The organism is Paucibacter sp. JuS9, from assembly GCF_044043925.2.
Lineage (GTDB): Bacteria > Pseudomonadota > Gammaproteobacteria > Burkholderiales > Burkholderiaceae_C > JAUASW01.
In genome coordinates this window covers 2,197,510-2,216,408 of sequence record NZ_CP194172.1, presented here as the reverse complement: position 1 = coordinate 2,216,408, position 18,899 = coordinate 2,197,510, and the positions used below count along the sequence as shown (strand labels likewise).

Genomic DNA, 18,899 nt, shown 5'->3' with positions numbered 1-18,899 from the left:
GGATGCTTTCAAGGACCCTGACATGAGACTGTTCATCGATCTCTTCAGCAGCGATGTGGGCCTGCTCAGCGCGGCCACCTTGTTCATCATTCTTGCGATGGGCGCGTTCTACGTTCGCTACTTCCTCTCGCACATGCATCAGGACGAGGCAAAGGCCCGGCGGCCCTAGTCTGGCCAGGCTTGGCAATTGCGCGTTGGCACACGGGTCGGCGATGATGCGGTGCAAAGGAGATGCCACCGTGCCACCGTCGCCCCTCGCTCGACAAATCGTTCACCCGTCACGCCGAGCGGCTGCCAGCCTGCTGGCCGCGCTCGGCCTGAGCCTCGGCACGGCCTGCGGCCAGACTCATGACCCCGCCCGCCATGCGAGCATGCCGGCGGCGGACGATGGGCGCATCGAAGTCATCTTCCCGCCAGTCCTGCGTGCGCACACGCTCGCCAACATGCGTGCGCACCTGGCGGTGCTGGGCCGCATTCAGCTGGCCTTGTCACAGAGCGACCTGGACCTCGCGGTCGACCTGGCCGAGAAGCAGCTGGGCATGTCCTCGCTGAGTCTGCATGGTTCTCACGAGGTCAGCCGCTTCATGCCGCCCGCGATGCGGGAGTCGGGTACGGCCATGCACCGCAGTGCCAGCCAGTTCGCCGTCGTGGTCAAGGATGCCTCGGCAACTGGCGACCTGAAGCCGGCACTTGCCGCGCTCGGCCGCCTGACCCAGACCTGCGTGGCCTGCCACGCGGCGTTCCGCCTGCGCTGAGCTGTTCCTCCTGGCTCGAGTTGGCTCTCGCTCCGGTTCCAGACCGGTGCGGCTCGCATTGCCTGATCCAAGTTCGGCGGCGTGGAGCAGGCGGGCGAGAAGCAGGGCAGGAGCACCAGGGCTTGCCCTGAACCTGCGGCCTTCCCGAATCAAATATCATTGACTGCGAATAAACCAATTCAACGGAGACGCGAGATGCAACACCGCCTGATCTGGGCCGCCCTGGCCCTGTCTACGATGGCCGCCCCGGCCTTGGCCAACCTCGAGCTGGCCAAGAAGAACGCCTGCATGGCCTGCCATGCGGTCGACAAGAAGATGGTCGGTCCGGCCTATCAGGACGTGGCGAAGAAGTACAAGGACCAGAAGGATGCGCTGGCGGTCGTGACCGACAACATCAAGAAGGGCGGCAGCGGCAAGTGGGGACCCGCGCCAATGCCGCCCCAGGCGGCACTGAGCGATGCCGATGCCAAGGCGCTGGCGGCCTGGGTGCTGGGCGGAGCGAAATAGGGCCCGCGTGCGAACCCGATTGACGCCAGGGCTGCCCGGCCTACGATCGGGTCAGTCCAGAAAAGGGGGTACGCCATGATGACCAGGACTGCCATGCTGCTGGCCGCCGCAATGCTCGCCTGTGCCGGCCCGGCCCGGCCCGCCGACGATGCCACGATCTTCAAGGGAGCGGACATCGACCTCGGGCGCAAGCTGCTCAAGGAGCATCGCTGTGCCGAATGCCATGCCAAGAAGTTCGGCGGCAATGGGTCCGATGTCTACCGGCCGATGGAGAAGGTCAAGACCGCCGGGCAACTGCGTGGCATGGTGGAGGCCTGCAACACCGAGCTCAATTTCGGCATGTTCCCCGAAGAGGTCACGGCCGTGGCAGCGGTGCTGAACAAGGACCACTACAAGTTCAAGTAGTGGCGGCGGGCGACATATCGGTGGATGCGAATACAATGAGGGCATCGCACTTGATGCCCTCTGCATGCACTCGCTCGCCATGGAATCCAATCCCGTCCAGGACAAGGTTTTTGAATCGGTTGCCGAGCTGTTTTCGTTGCTGTCCACGCCGATCCGGCTGAAGATCATCAGTGCCGTCTGCCACGGCGAGAAGAATGTGTCCGAGCTCCTCGAGGAGATCGACACCACGCAGCCAAACATGTCGCAGCACCTCTCCACGCTTTACCGCAGCGGCGTGCTGTCCAAGCGCCGCGAGGGCACGCAGATCTATTACAAGTTGCAGAGCGAGCGAGTGGCCGCTCTGTGTCGCGCCGTGTGCACCCAGGTTGCCATCGAACTTGACCCTCAGGCCGAGTTGGAAGTCAAGGAACGCCTGATGCCTGCGGCGGCGCGCTGAGGGGCCCAAGGTCAGCGATTCAATCGCCGTCGGCCGCCTGGAGCGCTTCGGCGAGGGCGGCAGTGTTCAGACAAGCTTGACGGCTCTGCACCTCCAGCAGCACACCCTCGCGCTTGAGGCTGCTCACCATGCGGCTGGCGGTTTCGATGGTCATGTTCAGCATGGCCCCCATGTCTTCCCGACTTGGCAGCCAGATGTTGCTCAAGGGTGCCGGCTCTGCGTATTCCGACAGCTTTCGCAGCAACTGCAGCACCCGGCGTCTTGATGGACCCATTGAGAGTTCCACCAACCATTCCTCGGAGCCCGACAGTGCCTGTTGCCAGCGCTGCATCAGTCCTGCGGAAAGGCTCGGTTGGCTTGTGCTGAGCTCCTGCAGCAAACTGCGGGGAATCCTGCAGACCTCGACCTGCGTGCAGGCCACCGCGGTAGCGCCGTAGGGCTGAAGTAGCATGGCCTCGAGCCCCAGCAGATCACCCCTCCCGGCAAGCCGGACCACACGGCGGTCCCCCCTTTCGTTGACCCGCTCCAACTGCAGAACGCCTGATCGCACGGTGTAAAGCGCGTCGGCTCTGTGCCCCAGTTCAAAAAGCGCTTGGCGCGGTGCGAGTCGTTCTTCGGCGATGTGTTGGTGTATCTGATCAAGTGCCTCGTCGGGCAGGGCGCCGAACAGCGCCACCTCTCGCACGCCGCAGCGGGCACAGGCCTGGGCCTGCGGGTGCGTGAAGTCTTGGCGGTACAACGGAATGATGCGTCCGGTCATCGTGATCGGGCCTGATGTTCGGTGGTGGATGACAGTCGCGCGTGGACGCGGCGCGTGGCCCGCCAGACAAGGAAAAGCACAAGTGGCATCACGATGCCGGCGAACAGTTCCGGGTTGAACAAGCCCCAGCCGCTCGCCTTGAGAGCCTTGCCACCGTACAGCAGAAGGCTGACAACGTAGTACGAAATGGCGGCGATGGACAGGCCCTCCACTGTGCTTTGCAGTTGCAGTTGCAGCGCCTGGCCCTGGTGGAGGCCTTCCAGCAGCCGCTGATTCTGGGCCTCGGTGGCAATGTCGACCCGCGTCCTCAACAGGGCGCTGGCGCGGGCGATGCGCTCCGACAACTCGGCGAGGCGTCGCTCTGCGGCATAGACGGTGGCAAACGCCGGCGTGAGCCGCCGCATCAGGTAGTCACCCAACATGCGCGTGCCGGCAATCGGGCGTTCTCGCAGCTCGCGCAGACGCTGATCCACCAGTCCGGCGTAGGCCCGTGTTGCACCAAAACGGAAGCTGTGTTCAGCAGTGGCTCGCTCGACCTGTGCGGCCAGGTGGATCAACTGGTCCAGCAGCGCGGCTTCGCCCACGCTGCGCGCTTCGAGGGCCGCTGTAAGTTCAGCCAGCTGACGCTCGCATTCGTTCAGCAGCGGCGAAATTAGCTTGGCCACTGGAAGCCCTCGCAGGGCCATCAGGCGGTAGACCTCCAGCTCGAGCAGTCGTTGGCTCACCCGTCCGGCGCGGCCGCTGCTTGCGCCTGGCGGCAGTATGACCACGAAGTGCTCATAGCCATCTTCCCGGATCTGGAAATCGGTCATGGCCAGCGAATGGCCCTGTCCGAGCAACGAGGCCGTCGTCTGCGAAGCGCCAAAGCAGGCCTGTGCGGTGGCAAGGGCGTCGGCCCAGGGTTCAAGCGGCCCCTCCATCAGCTGGAGTTCGATGGCGGCGAACATCGGTCCGGGGATGGCCCTGATCCAGTCATCGCCAATCACCCCGGCATCCTCCGCAGCGGTCGTCGTGCCGCCGCTGAACATTGGCGAGATCACGCTGTAGCGGCTGAACTCGCTGTGCCGCTCCCAAAGCAGGGTGCTCGAGCCAAGGTCTATGCTCAAGAAGTTGCTGACCACAGCCAGATCGGGCAGGTCGGCCTGACCCGGCAAGGTTCTCAGGTGGGCCAGTTCCTGCGATGGGCTGAGGCCGTTGTTCAGTACGGCGACCAGGCGAACCCGGGCAGGCACCGGAATCTGGGCTGGCGGACGTGCATGGATCTCGTCATGGAGCGCACGCCGCAAGGCTTCTTCGGCCGGCAGCCTTTGTATTTGCTCCACCGGGCTCAGCCGCCCGTTTCTTCTGCGGCCGCCCGCTCGGGCGCGACGCGCGGAATGCGCACCAGCATGTGGCAACCCTTGGCCGGCGCGCTGATCACCTCGATGGAGCCGCCCAGCACATTGGTGACGATGTTGTGCACGATGTGCATGCCCAGGCCCGAGCCGCCGGTGCCCAGCTTGGTCGTGAAGAAGGGGTCGAAGATCTGGCGCCGCACCGATTCGTCCATGCCGCGGCCATCGTCTTCAACGCTCAGCTCGACTTCGTCTTCGCCCACATTGCGGCTGCTGATGCGCACGGTGCCGCTCTCCAGGCCGTCAAAGCCGTGCAGCAGCGCGTTCATCAGCAGGTTGGTCAGCACCTGGCCCAGGGCGCCGGGGTAGCTGTCCAGCGTGAGGCCGGGCTGCAGTTCGGTGATGATCTCGTAGCGGGTGCGCTTGAAGCTGGGCTCCACCATCACCAGCTGGCTTTCCACCACGCGGGTCAGGTCGAACTCACCGCGTGCGTCGTTGGTCTGGTTGATGGCCACCTGCTTGAAGTCGCGCACCAGGTCGGCGGCCTTCTGCACATTGCGCTGCAGGATGTCCTGCCCGCGCCGCGTGTCTTTCACCAATTCTTCGAGCAGGCTGCGCCGTATCGGCGTCTGCGAGCTCATCATCTGGTCGAGCTGGTTGTAGCGGTCTTCCAGGGCCGAGACCACGGTCAGGGCGTTGCCCAGCGGTGTGTTTAGCTCGTGGGCCACGCCGGCCACGAGGCGGCCCAGCGAGGCCAGCTTCTCGGCCTCGACCAGCTCGCGCTGCGCCGTCTGCAGGTTGCGCAGCGTGGTGGTCAGCTCGGCGTTGGCGCGGGTCAGTTCGTTGGTGCGCTGGGAAACCTGGTCTTCCAGCGTGTTGTTGTGCATGCGCAGCGATTCGAACGCGGCCAGCAGGGCCTGGCGCATGCGCTCCATCGCGGTGCCCACGCGGGCGATCTCGTCGTCGCCGGCGCCGATCTCAAGCGGTTTTTCCAGGTGGCCGGCCGCCAGCTCTTCGGCCGCGGCGCTGAGCCGGCTCATTGGCTGCAGCACGCGGGTGCGCAGGGCCAGCAGTGTGAAACCGGCGCAGATGATCAGCGTGCCCACGCTGCGCACCACCTGGTTCCAGAGGTCGGCCCGCTTGCGCGCCAGGAAGGGTTCGGCGCTCATGACCACCGTCAACTTGGCGATCTCGCGGGAGTCGCGCAGCACCGGGCGGGTTTCGCTGAGCGTGAGCTTGGGATCAACGTCAGCGCGTTGGGGTGTTTCGTAGAAGGGCTTGGGGTTGGAAGGCTCGACCACCAGCACCGAGACAAAGCGCGGGTCGTTGACCTGCGCCTTGATCATGGGCTCGGCGAGATCGGGCGAGACCTGCCAGACCGGTTCGGCCAGTGACAGTGCCAGCACCTCGGTGCTGCGGCTCAGGTCGCGCTGAAGGTCTTCCTTGGCCACGCTCTCGGCGTAGTTGGCCTCGACCACCAGGGCAACAATGGTGGGCACCAGCAGGCCCAGCCCCAAAGCCGCCACGACGGCATAGCGCAGCGAAGACTGTTTCAGCAGCAAGGCGAGTCACTCCCGACAAGTTCGCCGCTAATGGTTGCGGCTGTGCCGTCGGAGATTAGCAGATCGTGAGGGCTGTGACGGACTGCTTTGCGCGTTCAGGCTGCTGCGCGCGCGGCCAGCACCGTGACGCAGTTGCGCCCGCTGCGTTTGGATGCGTAGAGCGCGCGGTCGGCACGCTCAAAGAACTCGTTGGCGCTCTCGCCCACCGCAAGCTGGGTGACGCCGAAGGAGAGGGTGACTCTTTCGTCGTCCTGCGTGCTTGTGCCTCGGCGGATGCGGCCGGCGGCGATGCTCTGGCGCATCTGCTCGGCCAAGGCTTGCGCCTGCTGCAGCGTGCTGCCGGGCAACAACACCGCGAACTCCTCGCCGCCGACTCGGGCGGCAAGCGCCGGCGCCGCGGCGATGCCCTTCATGGTCTGGGCGACGCCGCGCAGCACCTGGTCGCCAAAGGCATGGCCATAGCTGTCGTTCAGGCGCTTGAAGAAGTCGATGTCTCCCAGCATCAGGCAGGGCGCCTGCAGGCTCTCGCCGCTCTGGATGGCCTGAGCCAGCTCCTGATCGAAGGCGCGTCGGTTGGCCAGGCCGGTGAGGGCATCCACCAGCGCTTCATTGCGCGCCAGCTCGACCTCACGGCGCAGCTCGGCAATTTCGTTGCGGCTGGCATCCAACTTGTGTTGCAAGGAGGACATCACGCCGCTGAGCTCGCGCACGCCGCTGAGGATCTCGCGCACGGTCTCGGCGGGCGCAGCGTCGCTCTCCAGCTTGAGGGACAGCTCGCTCAGCTCATTGCCGAAGCGGGCCGTGTGGTCGCCTGCATGCGCTGCCGAGGCGGCGATGCCATTGAGCACGCGCTGGAAACCATCGCTGATGCGTTTCGCGCCGGGGGAATCCCATTCGCCCACATGGGTGGTGTAGAGGCTCCAGGTCTGGGCCTCGTCCAGCGTGGCACCGTCTGCCAGCATCTGGTTCATCGCGTGTCGCAAGTCCGGGTTGCGGCCACTGACGTATTCGTACCAGATGGCATAGCTGGTGGGATGCAATGCGGATCTTTGGCGCGTCATCTGCGCCAGTGCCGCGCGCAAGTGCTCGGCACTGCGCTCCATGCTGTCTGTGTATCTCATCGGTGCTACTCCAAACGACTTCGCAGCACCAATCACGCGGCCTGGAGGCCTGAGGTGCCATCTATTACCGGCGCAAGCATGGGCGATCTGGCGATGGACGTGGGATGAGATTTGGGGCGAGAAGCGCACGCGATGGCGATACGCGTGCGGACTTCACATCCTGCCGCGCATCTGGTTGCAGAATTGCCGCAGTCCACAGAGCACAACAGGAGACAGCGATGAGCGAGAAGGTCATGGCCCGCGTTACCGGCATCGGCGGCATCTTCATCAAGGGCCGTGACGCACCCGCGCTGCGAGCCTGGTACCGCACCCATCTGGGCATAGCCATCGCGGACTGGGGTGGCGCCGTCTTCCAATGGAAGAACGAGGGCCGCACCGAGCCGGATGGCGGCATGACCCTGTTCACGGTGTTCGACGGTGACACCAAGTACTTCGACCCAAGCCCGGCGCCCTACATGATCAATTTCCGGGTCGCCGACCTGCATGGGCTGGTGGCGGCGCTGCGCGCCGAAGGCTGCCAGGTGGACGACAAGGTCGACGAGAGCGAGTACGGCAAGTTCGCGTGGGTGATGGACCCCGAGGGCAACCGCATCGAGCTGTGGGAGCCGCCCCCGGCTTGAGGGGTTCGGCTGTTGGGGAATGCCCCGGGGTAACCCTGAGGGGCCTGAGGCGACAATCCGTCGGCTTTGATTTTTGTCCCCGCCAAGGCGGTGGTGCTACCCGCACCCGGCCCTTGAAAGATTGTCTTCCTCTACTGAGGTTCAGATTTGAGCTCGACCACCACGACACTGAAACCGGGCGCAGCCGCGCCCGGCGCAGCGGCAGCGCCGCACACCATCCTCGGACATCCAGACGCGCTGTTCGTCCTCTTCTTCACAGAAATGTGGGAGCGCTTCTCCTACTACGGCATGCGCGCGCTGCTTGTGCTGTTCCTGACCGCCACCACGCTCAACGGCGGCTGGGGCTGGGACATCAAGGACGCCGGCAAGCTGTACGCCTGGTACACCGGCCTGGTCTACCTCACCCCCATCTTTGGCGGCTACCTGGCTGACAAGGTGCTGGGCCTGCGCCGCGCCATCGTTATCGGCGGCCTGATGATTGCCGCTGGCCACGTCTCGATGTTCATGGAGACCAAGCCGACCTTCTACCTGGGCCTGAGCCTGGTGGTGCTGGGTACCGGCCTGTTCAAGCCGAACATCTCGGCCATCGTCGGCCAGCTCTACGGCAAGGACAACGAGGGCGGCCGCGACAGCGGCTACACGCTGTTCTACATGGGCGTGAACTCCGGTGCCTTCTTCGGCATCCTCTTGTGCGGCTACATCGGCGAGAAGATCTCCTGGTCCTATGGCTTCGGCCTGGCCGCGGTCTTCATGATCCTCGGCGCGCTGCAGTTCTATTTCGGCCAGGGCATCTTCGGCAAGATCGGCTTGAGCCTCTCCCAAGCCAAGGCCGAGCATGTGCCGGTGGCCGAGGAGCCGCCCGCCAATGTTGTGAAAGACCGCCTGAAGGCCATCTTCACTTTCTCGTTCTTCACCATCTTCTTCTGGTTCGCCTTCGAGCAGGCCGGTGGCTCGATGACGATCTTCGCGCGTGACTTCACCGACCGAAGCCTCACCGGCTCGACCGGCACGACCTTCAAGATCGTCAATACGCTGATCACGGTCATTCCGCTGCTGATCCTGACCTGGCTGCTGATCAAGCTGTTCTTCGGCACGGCCAAGCGCTACCTGCTCTCCAACCTGCTGCTGGTCAGCTGCATTGCCGGCATCTGGTACCTGACGGTGTGGATGCTGATGCGCGAGTTCGTCAACCAGGATTCCAGCGTTCCGGCCAGTTGGTTCGGCATCCTGAACAGCCTGTTCCTGGTGGTGCTGGCACCGATGTTCTCGCGCCTGTGGGGCAAGTACTGGAATCCGAGCGGCCCGATCAAGTTCGGCATCGGCCTGGTGCTCTTGGGCCTCGGCTTTGCGGCCCTGTCGTACGGCGCAGCTGGCATCCCCAACGGAGCCAAGACTGCCCAGGTCAGCATGATCTGGCTGACCCTGGCCTACCTGCTGCACACCATGGGCGAGCTGTGCCTGTCGCCGGTGGGTCTGTCCTACATCTCCAAGCTGGCGCCACCGCGCCTCTTGGGCCTGATGTTCGGCGTCTGGTTCCTGAACACCTTCATCGGCAACTTCCTGGCCGGCATGACCGGCTCCTACATCGAGCAGATTGCCCACACCTATTCGATGTCTACCTTCTTCCTGATCTTCACCATCATCCCGATCGGCGCCGGTCTGATCATGATGCTGCTGAACAAGTGGATGCATCGCAATATGCACGGCATCCAGTAAGACCAAAGGCTCCGGCCTGACACCGCCGCCCCGTGGCTCATGCCGCGGCCGGCGGTGTTTCTTTTGGTTCTCCAACCAACTCCAGGAAAGACGCCAAACGGCACATTGCTGCCATTCGTTTTCTTGTTCCTCTGTTGGTCGAAGATCAGGCCGCCAGCGGGTTCCCCTGCGCTCGTGTCCCCCGGCCCTGGCTGCGCCAGGTCCTCCTCCTTTACCTCGCTTCGGGAAACCCACTGCCGACCTGATCCGCACCACTGTGGCCTTCGCCTGGTGGCATGCGCAGGTTCGGCCGAGGGTGTCGGGTGAGGGTTTGGGCGAGGTAAAGGAGGAGGATCGGGCGAAGCCCGGTCCGGGGGACAGGAGCACAAGCCCTCACCCGATGGCCTCGGCAGCGCGAACGAGCTTCAACGCGAACGGCTGCAAAGTGCCGGCAGGAGACGCCAGCGGCGATAAACCTATTTGCTTCTCGCTGTTCTTCCGCGGGTCTATTGAACCCCGTGGCGGGGTTTCTTTCGGCACTGCCAAATCTTCACGCTCCTTCACGCCAGGCACCGGGATTTCACCGGTGTTTGTGCGAGGCACGCCCGCCACAATCCGCGCACTTCAACAAGTGGGGGTGGGCGATGAAGAAGCTGGCCGTGATGCTTTCTGCATTGACTTGCTGTGCCTTGCTGGGCACGGCGGCGCAGGCCCAGATCAAGATCGGTCAGACCGCAGATTTCAGCGGCCCGGCGGGCCTGATGGCACAGCAGAACCGCGACGGCGCCAAGCTGTACTTCGACCAGATCAATGCCACCGGCGGTGTCGGCGGCCAGAAGATCGAGCTGGTGACGCTGGACGACAAGTTCGACCCCAAGACCAGTGCAGCCAACGCCAAGGCCCTGATCGACCAGGGCGTGCTGGCGCTGTTCATGACCGGCGGCACCTCGCAGAACGAAGCCATCCTGCCGCTGCTCTCGCAGCACCGGCTCGCGCTGGTGGCGCCCACCAGCGGCGCGCTCCTGCTTCACGACCCGGTCAACCCGTTTGTCTTCAATGTCCGCGCCGGCTACCACCGCGAGGCCGAACGGGCCGTGAGCCATTTGCGCAATATGGGTGTGCAGAGCCTGACGGTGCTGCAGTCCGAAGACAAGTTCGGCAACGACGCCGCCCAGGCGGCGTTGCGGGGCCTGAGTGCGGCCGGCATGCGGCCGCGCGCGCACCTGAAATTCGCGCCGAAGGCCCCGGCCTACCAGGCCCTCGCACAGCAACTCGCCAAGGCCGACATCCCGGCGGTGCTCCTGATCTGCGAAGCCGATGCCGCCGCTGGCTTCGTCGCCGCGCTGCGCACCGCAGGGTCGATGGCCCAGGTCGTGACCCTGTCCAACAACGCCAGCCCCGTATTCGTCAAGCAATTGAAGGAGCAGGGCCGGGGCGTCATCGTCACCCAGCTGTTCCCGAACGAGCGCTCGGCCTCGACCGAGCTGGTGCGTCAGGCCCAGGAGCAGGCCAAGCTGCGAGGCCTGGTCGAGCTGAGCCCGGCCCATCTGGAAGGCTATGCCTCGGCCAAGGTGCTGGTCGAGGGTCTGCGCCGTGCGGGCAAGGACCTGAACCGTGGCAGCCTGGTGAAGGCGCTGGACAGCATGCAGCGCTTCGACCTCGGTGGCCTCGAGCTGAGCTTCAATTCAAAGAAGCACAGCGGCCTGGATTTCGCCGATATCGCCATCATCGGACCCGATGGCAAGTTCTGGCGATAACTAAGGCTGCGGGCCTTCGAGCCTGCAGGGGCTCTGACAGAATGAGCCGATGCCCGGCTCGCCCACTGCAGGTTCCCGTTCGATAGCGCCTGGCCTGCTGCTGGCCGGCGCGGGCTCCATTGCCTTCTCGGGCAAGGCCATCATCGTCAAGCTGGCCTACCGGCATGGCGTCGATGCGGTCACCTTGATCATGCTGCGCATGCTCTTTGCGCTGCCGCTGTTCCTGCTGCTGGCCTGGTTCGCCGGCCGCGGCAAGCCGCCCCTGACCCGGCGCGACTGGCTGGCCTTGCTTGGTCTGGGCTTCAGCGGCTACTACCTCGCCAGCTTTCTGGACTTTGCCGGCCTGGCCTATATCAGCGCCAGTTTCGAGCGGCTGATCCTTTACCTCAATCCGACGCTGGTGCTTTTCCTCAGCTGGGCGCTGCTGGGCAGGAAGGTGCAGGCGCGCCAGCTCTGGGCCTTGCTCATCAGCTATGCCGGCGTGTTCGTGGTGTTCGGCCAGGAGCTGCACCTGCAGGGCAGCGACGTGATGCTGGGCGCGGTGCTGGTGTTCGGCAGCGCGCTCAGCTATGCGCTCTACCTGATGTACAGCGGCGAAGAGGTGCGGCGCCTCGGCGCCTTGCGCCTGACCGGGCTGGCCACCTCGGTCGCCTGCGTCCTGTGCATTGCCCAGTTCCTGGTCCTGCGGCCGATCTCCGGTCTGGCCGAGCTGGCACAGCCGGTGCTTTGGCTGTCCCTGCTCAATGCGACAGCCTGCACCTTCGCGCCGGTGCTGATGGTGATGATGGCGATCGAACGCATCGGCGCGCCGCTGGCCGCGCAGACCGGCATGATCGGCCCCATGTCCACCATCCTCATGGGTGTGCTGATCCTCGGTGAGCCGTTCACGCCCTGGGTCGCGGCCGGCACGCTGCTGGTGATGGGCGGCGTCTGGCTGCTGAGCCGTTGGCGCTGATCCAACAGTCTGTGGATTTGCCAGGGCCGCTGACGCGACGCCTGGGCCGAGAATGCCGGCACCTCGTCGTTGGGAAGAGCCGATGCTGTGGATACGCCGTGTTCTCTGGAGTCTTCTGTTCCTGGTCTTGATGCTGCTCGCCATGCTCTACCTCGGCTGGCGCGGCAGCCTGGCACAGCTGGAGGGTGAAGCAGTCGGGCCGGTGGCAGCGCCGGTGGAACTCCTGCGAGACGAGCGGGGCTACCTGACGGTCAAGGCGCAAAGCCAGCTCGACGCCGTGCGCGGCCTGGGCTTTGTGCACGGCCAGGAACGCTTCTTCCAGATGGACCTGATGCGCCGCAATGCGGCGGGCGAGCTGTCGGCGCTGGTCGGTGCCAAGGCATTGCCACTGGACAAGGGGCGGCGCCTGCATGGCTTCCGTCAGCGCGCCGAGCGCATGTTTGCCGGCCTGCCCGAAAGCCAGCGGCATCTCCTGCAGTCCTATGCGCAGGGCGTCAATGAAGGCTTCGGCCAGCTCAAGGTGCGGCCTTTCGAATACGGCCTCTTTCGCCAGCCGCCATTGCCCTGGACGGCACCGGATTCGCTGCTGGTGGTGCTGGGTATGTATCTGGACCTGCAGAGCGCGCAGGGCCGCGACGACCTCGCCATGGCGCTGCTGAAGTCCTCCGTCACGGGCGACTGGTACGCGTTCATGACCCAGCACAGCGCCGACTGGCAGGCACCGCTTGACGGCAGCCTGGTGCAGCCGGTGCCGGTGCCCGCAAGCGCCTGGCCCTGGGCGAGCAAGAGCAGCGCCTGCAATAACTGCGAGCTGCGCGACAGCCGCGACATCGGCAGTAACAACTTTGCTGTCGCCGCCTCGCGCAGCCGCCATGGTGGGGCCATCCTCGCCGATGACATGCACCTGGGCCTGCGCGTGCCCGGCACCTGGTTCAAGGCCAGCTTGCAGTGGCAGGAGGCCGGCCGCCCCTGGCGTGTTTCCGGCGTGAGCCTGCCCGGTACGCCGGCCATCGTGGCAGGCAGCAATGGGCACGTCGCCTGGGGCTTCACCAACGCCACGGCCGACTGGGCCGATGTGGTGGCCCTCAAGCTCAATGCCGCGGGCACGCACTACCAGACGCCTGATGGCGAGAAGCCCCTCAAGCGACGCATCGAGCGGATTGCCGTGGCGGGTGGCGAGACGGTCGATGTGGAGTTCAAGGACAGCGAATGGGGGCCGCTCCTGAACGCCCCCCACGAGGGCCATGCGCTGCGCTGGGTGGCGCATGACCCGCAGGCCCTGAACTTCCGCGTGCAGGACCTGGCGCGTGCCGCATCGCTTGACGAGGCGATGAAGATCGCCGTCGGTGCCGGCCTGCCAGCGCAGAACATGCTGGTGGCTGATGCCAGCGGCAGGATCGGCTGGACGCTGGCCGGCGCCGTGCCGCTGCGCCAGCTGGCTGACTTCGACACTCCCCAGGACTGGAGCGTTGCGGGCCAGGGCTGGCAGGGCTATGCAGGCTTTGACCAGCATCCGCGCCTGCTCGACCCGGCGGACGGCCTGCTGTGGACGGCGAATGCCCGCGTCGTCGGCGGCGCGACGCTGGCCATGATAGGCAATGGCGGCTACGACCTCGGCGCCCGTGGCCAGCAGATCCGCGACGGCCTGGCCAGGCTCGCCAAGCATGACGAAGCGTCCTTGCACGCCATCCAGCTCGACCAGCGCGCCATCTTCCTGCAGCGCTGGCGCAAGCTCCTGCTGGAACAGGTGCTCAAGCCCGAATTCGTGGCACAGCAAGGCCTGGCGGACTACCGAGGATTCGTCGAATCCGCAGCCGCCGAAGCGGCCCCTGATGCCATCGGCTACACGCTGGTGCGAGCCTTCCGCGACCGCGTGCTGGAGCAGCTGTTCGCGCCGCTGGCCGCCCAGTTGGAAGCCCGGCAGTTGCGCCTGCGCGATCTCAAATGGGTGCCCGAGACACCGGGCTGGGCCTTGCTGCAGGCGCGTCGCGCCGATGCGCTGCCCAAGGGCTTCAGCAGCTGGGGTGCTTTCCTGCAGCAAGCCCTGCTGGACAGCCGCGCCACTGTCCTGAGCAAGACGGAACCGCTGGCTCAGGCCTCGTGGGGCCATCACAACCGGGCCGGCATCCGGCATCCGCTGAGCCCGGCCTTGCCCTGGCTCTCACGCTGGCTGGACATGCCCGACACGCCGATGGGCGGCGACCGCCACATGCCGCGGGTGCAGGTCGGCGGCCATGGCCAGTCCGAGCGCATGGTGGTGTCGCCAGGGCGCGAGGAACAAGGCATCCTGAGCGTGCCGGGCGGACAGTCCGGGCATCCGCTGTCGCCTTTCTATCGGGCCGATCACGAAGCCTGGCTGCAGGGCACGCCCTTGCCCTTCCTGCCCGGTGAGACGCGCCACCGCCTGCTTCTCAGGCCGCAAACCTGAGATACCCTAGTCTCCAAGGGATTGGCACCGTCTCGTCGGCGGAGCAAGATCGATTTTTTTTCAGCTGCGAGATGGTCCCCATGAACAAGAATGCTTCCACATTGCTGGCTGCGGCCTGCGTCCTTCCACTGGCCTTGCTGTCGACTGCGGTGCGGGCCGAAGACGACTCCAAGATCGAGACTTGCCCCAAGAAGCTGGGTGCCATCGCCGTGGTCGAGCCGCAGCAGGGTTGGCACCATATCTCTTCCTACGGCCTGGGCTCACCGTCGGCGCTGCTGCGCCTGATGATCCAGAAGTCGGGCTGCTTCGATGTGGTCGAGCGTGGCCAGGCCATGGCCAATATCCAGCAGGAGCGTGCCCTGGCCGCAGGCGGTGAGCTTCGCCAGGAATCGAATGTCGGCAAGGGCCAGATGCAGACGGCCGACTTCGTGATGACCCCGAATGTGCAGGTGGGCGCCAAGACCACGGGTGGCATCGGCGGCTTTCTCGGCGGCAAGCTGGGTGTGCTCGGCGCCATTGCCGGCGGCTTGAAGTTCAAGGAAGCCTCCACGAGCCTGATGATTGCCGACGTGCGCTCCAGCATCCAGGTGGCGGCTGCCGAAGGCAAGGCCAGCAAGACCGATTTCTCGGTCGGCAGCTGGGGCTATGGCGGCGGTGTGGTCGGTGGCCTCGGCGGCTACACCAGCACGCCCGAAGGCAAGGTCGTGGCAGCCAGCTTCCTCGACAACTTCAACAAGATCGTGATCGAGATCCGCGACAAGGAGAGCCTGATCAAGACGAGCAGCGCCTCCAGCGATATCAATGCAGCCGGCTCCACCAAGGCCGAGGCGCCGCAACAGGCCGGTCAGGTGCTGCATGCCAAGATCGCCAACGTCAAGGTCTTTGCCGATGCTTCGCGCGACTCCAAGGTGGTCGCCACGCTGACGAAGAACGACGACCTGGTGGCCAGCGGCGAGGTCAAGAACGGCTTTGTGCGCGTCGATGCCGCCAACTTCAGCGGCTGGGTGCAGCGCACGCTGGTCGGGCCTTAATCCGAGGATCGGCTTGGTTTGCCGGAGGAGATCCAGATGCCCCCGGCAATCAGCGCGAAGGCCGCGCCGTGGTACCAGGCCGGCCATTCGCCCAGGAGGGCCGCCGACATCAGCGCCGCGAACAGCGGCGTCAGGTTGACGAAGAAGGCTGCCAGCGCCGGACCGGCCTGAGCCACGCCCAGACCCCAGCAGCGGTAGGCGATCAGGGAAGGGCCGATGGCCACATAGGCCAGCACCAGGGCAAGACCTGGCCCCCAGTGCACGGCCTGCTCGGTATAGCCCTGTTCGAGGCCGGCCATGGCCAGCGCGATGGGGGCGCCAAAGGCGATCTGCGCCATCAGCATGGCGGCCCAGTCCCAGCCGGGCGCCTGCTCGTCGCGCATGCCGGCGGGCGGCTTGGCGAGCAGCCAGCTGTAGATTGACCAGCTGAACACCGCCAGCAGCATCAAGAGGTCGCCGGTCACGAAATGCACCTGCATCAGCGCCGCCCATGAGCCGCGCGCCAGCACCAGCGCCACGCCGACCAGCGAGAGCAGGGCGCCTGCCAGCTGCCGGCGCGTGGGCTGCACGCGATAGAAAAGCGCGCCGACCGAAAGCATCCACAAGGGCATGCTCGCGGCGATCAAGGTCACGTTGAGCGCGCTGGAACTGCGCAGCGCCTGGTACTGCAGCGCGTTGTAGCAGCCCATGCCCAGGAAGCCCAGCAGCGCCAGGTGCTGCCAACGCTGCCACATCGGCGCAGGGCTGCGCAGGAGGGCGCGGGCGTTCGGTGCAATGGCCAGCAGCAGCAAGCCCGCCAGCGCCCAGCGCAGGCCGTTGAGCAGCAGCGGCGGTATCTGGCTGGCCATGTGGCGGCCGACCACGGCGTTGCCGGCCCACAGCAGCGGTGGCATGGTCAGCAAGAGGGCCAGGCGAGGGGACAGCTTCATCGGCGGCGCGCTTCAGCAAAGGCTGGCAAAGGCTGGCACGATAGCGGAATTCCAATGACGGAGCAGCCGCGATGGCAACAGAGACCGCAGTACGGATCCACCAGGCCGGTGGCGTCGAGCAGATGAAGCTGGAGCAGGTCGAAGTGGGCGAGCCGGGGGCCGGCGAGATCCGCATCCGTCACCACGCCTGTGGGCTCAACTACATCGACATCTACCACCGCAGCGGTGTCTACCCGCTGCAATTGCCGCAGACCCTGGGCATGGAAGGCGCCGGTGTGATCGAGGCGGTGGGCGAGGGCGTCACGCATCTGCGCGTGGGCGACCGTGCGGCCTATGCCAGCCAGCCCATCGGCGCCTATTGCACCGCGCGCGTGATGCCGGCACGTTCGGTGGTGCGCCTGCCGGACGAAATCTCGTTCGAGACCGGCGCCGCCATGATGCTCAAGGGCCTCACGGCTCAATACCTCTTGCGCCGCACCCTGCCGCAAGGCGGGCTTCAAGCGGGCGATCAGGTGCTCTTCCATGCCGCCGCGGGTGGCGTGGGTCTGATTGCCTGCCAATGGGCACGCGCTCTGGGCCTGCAGATGATTGCCACGGCGGGCTCAGACGAGAAATGTGCGCTGGCTGTCGAGAACGGCGCGGCGGTTGCGATCAATTACCGCAAGGAGAAGTTCCCCGAGCGGGTGCGAGAGATCACGCAAGGCCGCGGCGTGAAGGTGGTCTACGACTCGGTGGGCGCCGACACCTTCGAGGGCTCGCTCGATTGCCTGAGCCCCTTCGGCCTGATGGTCAGCTTCGGCAATGCCTCGGGCGTGGTGCCGCCGGTCAATACCGGCCTGCTGGCAGCCAAGGGCTCGCTCTATCTGACGCGGCCAACGCTGTTCACCCACCTGGCCTCGCGCGAAGCGAGCCAGGCCATGGCGGACGATCTGTTCGCAATGGTGGTGAGCGGCAAGGTCAAGATCCACGTGTCGCAGCGCTATGCGCTCGCCGAGGTGGCGCAGGCGCATCGCGAGCTGGAAGCTCGAACGACGGTGGGCTCAGGCGTTCTTCTCGTCTGAAGCGGCCAGCGTCGGATCGAGGCCGCGCATCAGCGTGATCTCGAAGCTGAAGCTGCTGCCGGTGCCCGGCTGGCTTTCCACGTGCACGCGCCCGCCCATCAGCGCGACCAGGCGCTGCACGATGGTCAAGCCCAGGCCCGTGCCACCGAAGCGCCGCGTGATGCTGGCGTCTCCCTGCGTGAACGGGTCGAAGATGCGCGCGATCTGGTCTCGGCTCATGCCGATGCCGGTATCGCTGACCGAGAAGCTCAGGTGCACCGGCTCCGGCCCGCTGCCAGCGCGGCCTTCGTCCAGGCGGCGCACCTCGATGCGGATCTCGCCGCGCTCGGTGAACTTGACCGCATTGCCGACCAGATTGGTCAAGACCTGGCGCAGCCGAAGCGCATCACCCACCAGATAGGGTGGCACGCCCGGCTGGATGCGCGAGCCGAGGATCAAGCCTTTTTCCTGTGCCTGCAGTTGCAGCGGCTGGGTCGTATCGCGCAGACAGTCGTAGAGCGTGAAGGGCTGGTGCTCGATGGCCACCTTGCCCGCTTCGATCCTGGCCACGTCCAGGAGGTCGTTGATCAGGCCCATCAGCGACTTGGCCGAGTCATGCGCCATCTGCACGAACCTGCGCTGACGATCATCCAGCTCGGTCTGCAGCACCAGCTCGGTCAGGCCCAGCACGCCGTTCATGGGCGTGCGGATCTCGTGGCTCATGTTGGCCAGGAAAGTGCTCTTGGCCTGGCTGGCGGCCACCGCTGTTTCGCGTGCGACCGTCAGCGCCTGTTGCGCCAGACGGAAGTCGTTGATGTCTCGCGCGTTGAACTGCAGCACTGGGTCGCCACTGACAGGGTCTCGCATCGGCCGTGCGTCGATGCTGTGCCAGCGAATGCCGTCGACGGTATTGAGTTCCAGCTCGGCCTGAAAACTCTTGCCGCCTTGCACATGGCGGCGAATCAGCGAGGCCAGGTCGGGGCTGGCAAACACGTCGGCAAAACCCAGAGCGCCGGCCTCAGCCTGCACGCCGAAGGCCTGGGCAGCCGTCGGGTTGAGAAAAAGAGCCTGGCCATCGCGCAGGCTGAACATGGCGATACGGGCAGTGGTGTGCTGCAAGGCTTCGACGCCGCGCAGCATGCTCTTGTCGGTGCCGTGGGGCAGGGACTGGGCCGCCATCAGCATCACCACGCGGCGGTCCGGTGTCTGGATGCCTCGCGAGGCCAGCATCACCGTGGTCGGCTTGCCCTTGGGGTAGAGCGTCCATTGCTCGCGCACGATCTTGCCCTGGGCATGGTCGGCCGCGGTGACGGCCAGGCGCTCGCGCACTGCTTCGGTCGGATCCTGGAAGTTGCGCGAGAGGAACATCTCGGCGCTTTCCACCTGCCAGAAGCTCAGCGCAGCCGCATTGGCCCAGAGATTGCGCTCGGCCTTGGGGTCGAACACCCACATCGGGGTGTCGAGCCAGTCATAGTGCGTCAGGCTGGAGAAATCAAGCATGGGTGGTCGGTGCGGCAGCGCGCATTGTGGCGCGTATTTGAGGCCTCCAACTGAGACAGCTTGT

Annotated in this window: 18 protein-coding genes; 12 read left to right on the top strand and 6 right to left on the bottom strand. The window is 65.6% G+C overall.

Translation table 11 applies throughout. From position 1 onward, the window contains the following. Nucleotides 1–22: 22 nt before the first annotated feature. The 5 genes from ABT392_RS09840 to ABT392_RS09820 all read left to right on the top strand — a co-directional run bounded on the left by ABT392_RS09840 (nt 23) and on the right by ABT392_RS09820 (nt 2,103). The gene (locus ABT392_RS09840; protein WP_395385875.1) at nt 23–169 is read left to right on the top strand and encodes a DUF3149 domain-containing protein; all 147 of its coding nucleotides are present in this window, start codon (nt 23–25) and stop codon (nt 167–169) included. Between the two features lie 70 nt (nt 170–239). Next, nucleotides 240–755 (top strand): hypothetical protein, encoded by a 516-nt coding sequence (locus ABT392_RS09835; protein WP_395385876.1) that lies wholly within the window; start codon nt 240–242, stop codon nt 753–755. 195 nt (nt 756–950) lie between these two features. Further along, on the top strand, nt 951–1,262 hold the full coding sequence (locus tag ABT392_RS09830; protein ID WP_395385877.1) for a c-type cytochrome: 312 nt from the start codon (nt 951–953) through the stop codon (nt 1,260–1,262). Nucleotides 1,263–1,337: 75 nt separating this feature from the next. Continuing rightward, entirely contained in the window at nt 1,338–1,667 is a 330-nt protein-coding gene (locus ABT392_RS09825; RefSeq protein WP_395385878.1) for a hypothetical protein, read from the top strand. Between the two features lie 64 nt (nt 1,668–1,731). Continuing rightward, a complete protein-coding gene (locus ABT392_RS09820) occupies nt 1,732–2,103 on the top strand; it encodes an ArsR/SmtB family transcription factor (RefSeq protein WP_395385879.1) in 372 nt (123 codons plus the stop codon). 19 nt (nt 2,104–2,122) lie between these two features. Here the strand turns inward: ABT392_RS09820 and ABT392_RS09815 are convergent, their stop codons facing one another. From ABT392_RS09815 to ABT392_RS09800, 4 genes are all read right to left on the bottom strand, one after another. Further along, a complete protein-coding gene (locus tag ABT392_RS09815; protein ID WP_334275684.1) occupies nt 2,123–2,863 on the bottom strand; it encodes a Crp/Fnr family transcriptional regulator in 741 nt (246 codons plus the stop codon). Beyond that, nucleotides 2,860–4,185, bottom strand: coding sequence for a DUF3422 family protein (locus ABT392_RS09810; RefSeq protein ID WP_395385880.1), 1,326 nt, complete (start codon nt 4,183–4,185; stop codon nt 2,860–2,862). Before ABT392_RS09810 ends, ABT392_RS09815 begins: the two co-directional genes overlap by 4 nt. A gap of 5 nt (nt 4,186–4,190) precedes the next feature. Beyond that, nucleotides 4,191–5,759 (bottom strand): sensor histidine kinase, encoded by a 1,569-nt coding sequence (locus ABT392_RS09805; protein ID WP_334275682.1) that lies wholly within the window; start codon nt 5,757–5,759, stop codon nt 4,191–4,193. Between the two features lie 95 nt (nt 5,760–5,854). Continuing rightward, complete coding sequence (locus ABT392_RS09800) at nt 5,855–6,880, bottom strand: GGDEF domain-containing protein (protein ID WP_334275681.1); 1,026 nt, start codon at nt 6,878–6,880, stop codon at nt 5,855–5,857. A gap of 218 nt (nt 6,881–7,098) precedes the next feature. Between ABT392_RS09800 and ABT392_RS09795 the strand changes: the two genes are divergently transcribed. The 6 genes from ABT392_RS09795 to ABT392_RS09770 all read left to right on the top strand — a co-directional run bounded on the left by ABT392_RS09795 (nt 7,099) and on the right by ABT392_RS09770 (nt 15,366). Then, the gene (locus tag ABT392_RS09795; RefSeq protein ID WP_334275680.1) at nt 7,099–7,500 is read left to right on the top strand and encodes a VOC family protein; all 402 of its coding nucleotides are present in this window, start codon (nt 7,099–7,101) and stop codon (nt 7,498–7,500) included. A 147-nt stretch (nt 7,501–7,647) separates the two neighbouring features. Continuing rightward, nucleotides 7,648–9,216, top strand: coding sequence for a peptide MFS transporter (locus tag ABT392_RS09790; RefSeq protein WP_395385881.1), 1,569 nt, complete (start codon nt 7,648–7,650; stop codon nt 9,214–9,216). A 623-nt stretch (nt 9,217–9,839) separates the two neighbouring features. Continuing rightward, entirely contained in the window at nt 9,840–10,952 is a 1,113-nt protein-coding gene (locus ABT392_RS09785; RefSeq protein WP_334275678.1) for an ABC transporter substrate-binding protein, read from the top strand. Nucleotides 10,953–11,001: 49 nt separating this feature from the next. Further along, nucleotides 11,002–11,907, top strand: coding sequence for a DMT family transporter (locus ABT392_RS09780; protein WP_395385882.1), 906 nt, complete (start codon nt 11,002–11,004; stop codon nt 11,905–11,907). A 52-nt stretch (nt 11,908–11,959) separates the two neighbouring features. Beyond that, on the top strand, nt 11,960–14,335 hold the full coding sequence (locus ABT392_RS09775) for a penicillin acylase family protein (protein ID WP_464970962.1): 2,376 nt from the start codon (nt 11,960–11,962) through the stop codon (nt 14,333–14,335). An 80-nt stretch (nt 14,336–14,415) separates the two neighbouring features. After that, nucleotides 14,416–15,366, top strand: coding sequence for a CsgG/HfaB family protein (locus tag ABT392_RS09770; protein ID WP_395385884.1), 951 nt, complete (start codon nt 14,416–14,418; stop codon nt 15,364–15,366). On the opposite strand, the gene ABT392_RS09765 is transcribed toward ABT392_RS09770, so the two are convergent. Continuing rightward, on the bottom strand, nt 15,363–16,295 hold the full coding sequence (locus ABT392_RS09765) for a DMT family transporter (RefSeq protein ID WP_334275674.1): 933 nt from the start codon (nt 16,293–16,295) through the stop codon (nt 15,363–15,365). The genes ABT392_RS09770 and ABT392_RS09765 overlap by 4 nt on opposite strands. A 71-nt stretch (nt 16,296–16,366) precedes the next feature. Between ABT392_RS09765 and ABT392_RS09760 the strand changes: the two genes are divergently transcribed. Continuing rightward, nucleotides 16,367–17,356, top strand: coding sequence for a quinone oxidoreductase family protein (locus ABT392_RS09760; protein ID WP_395385885.1), 990 nt, complete (start codon nt 16,367–16,369; stop codon nt 17,354–17,356). On the opposite strand, the gene ABT392_RS09755 is transcribed toward ABT392_RS09760, so the two are convergent. Further along, entirely contained in the window at nt 17,336–18,835 is a 1,500-nt protein-coding gene (locus ABT392_RS09755; RefSeq protein WP_395385886.1) for an ATP-binding protein, read from the bottom strand. The two genes, ABT392_RS09760 and ABT392_RS09755, sit on opposite strands and share 21 nt — an antisense overlap. Nucleotides 18,836–18,899: the final 64 nt, after the last annotated feature.

Coding starts and splice junctions, on each gene's coding strand:
- ABT392_RS09840 (WP_395385875.1), top strand. CDS start 23: ATGAGACTGTTCATCGATCTCTTCAGCAGCGATGTGGGCCTGCTCAGC.
- ABT392_RS09830 (WP_395385877.1), top strand. CDS start 951: ATGCAACACCGCCTGATCTGGGCCGCCCTGGCCCTGTCTACGATGGCC.
- ABT392_RS09825 (WP_395385878.1), top strand. CDS start 1,338: ATGATGACCAGGACTGCCATGCTGCTGGCCGCCGCAATGCTCGCCTGT.
- ABT392_RS09820 (WP_395385879.1), top strand. CDS start 1,732: ATGCACTCGCTCGCCATGGAATCCAATCCCGTCCAGGACAAGGTTTTT.
- ABT392_RS09815 (WP_334275684.1), bottom strand. CDS start 2,863: ATGACCGGACGCATCATTCCGTTGTACCGCCAAGACTTCACGCACCCG.
- ABT392_RS09800 (WP_334275681.1), bottom strand. CDS start 6,880: ATGAGATACACAGACAGCATGGAGCGCAGTGCCGAGCACTTGCGCGCG.
- ABT392_RS09795 (WP_334275680.1), top strand. CDS start 7,099: ATGAGCGAGAAGGTCATGGCCCGCGTTACCGGCATCGGCGGCATCTTC.
- ABT392_RS09785 (WP_334275678.1), top strand. CDS start 9,840: ATGAAGAAGCTGGCCGTGATGCTTTCTGCATTGACTTGCTGTGCCTTG.
- ABT392_RS09780 (WP_395385882.1), top strand. CDS start 11,002: ATGCCCGGCTCGCCCACTGCAGGTTCCCGTTCGATAGCGCCTGGCCTG.
- ABT392_RS09775 (WP_464970962.1), top strand. CDS start 11,960: ATGCCGGCACCTCGTCGTTGGGAAGAGCCGATGCTGTGGATACGCCGT.
- ABT392_RS09770 (WP_395385884.1), top strand. CDS start 14,416: ATGAACAAGAATGCTTCCACATTGCTGGCTGCGGCCTGCGTCCTTCCA.
- ABT392_RS09765 (WP_334275674.1), bottom strand. CDS start 16,295: ATGAAGCTGTCCCCTCGCCTGGCCCTCTTGCTGACCATGCCACCGCTG.
- ABT392_RS09760 (WP_395385885.1), top strand. CDS start 16,367: ATGGCAACAGAGACCGCAGTACGGATCCACCAGGCCGGTGGCGTCGAG.
- ABT392_RS09755 (WP_395385886.1), bottom strand. CDS start 18,835: ATGCTTGATTTCTCCAGCCTGACGCACTATGACTGGCTCGACACCCCG.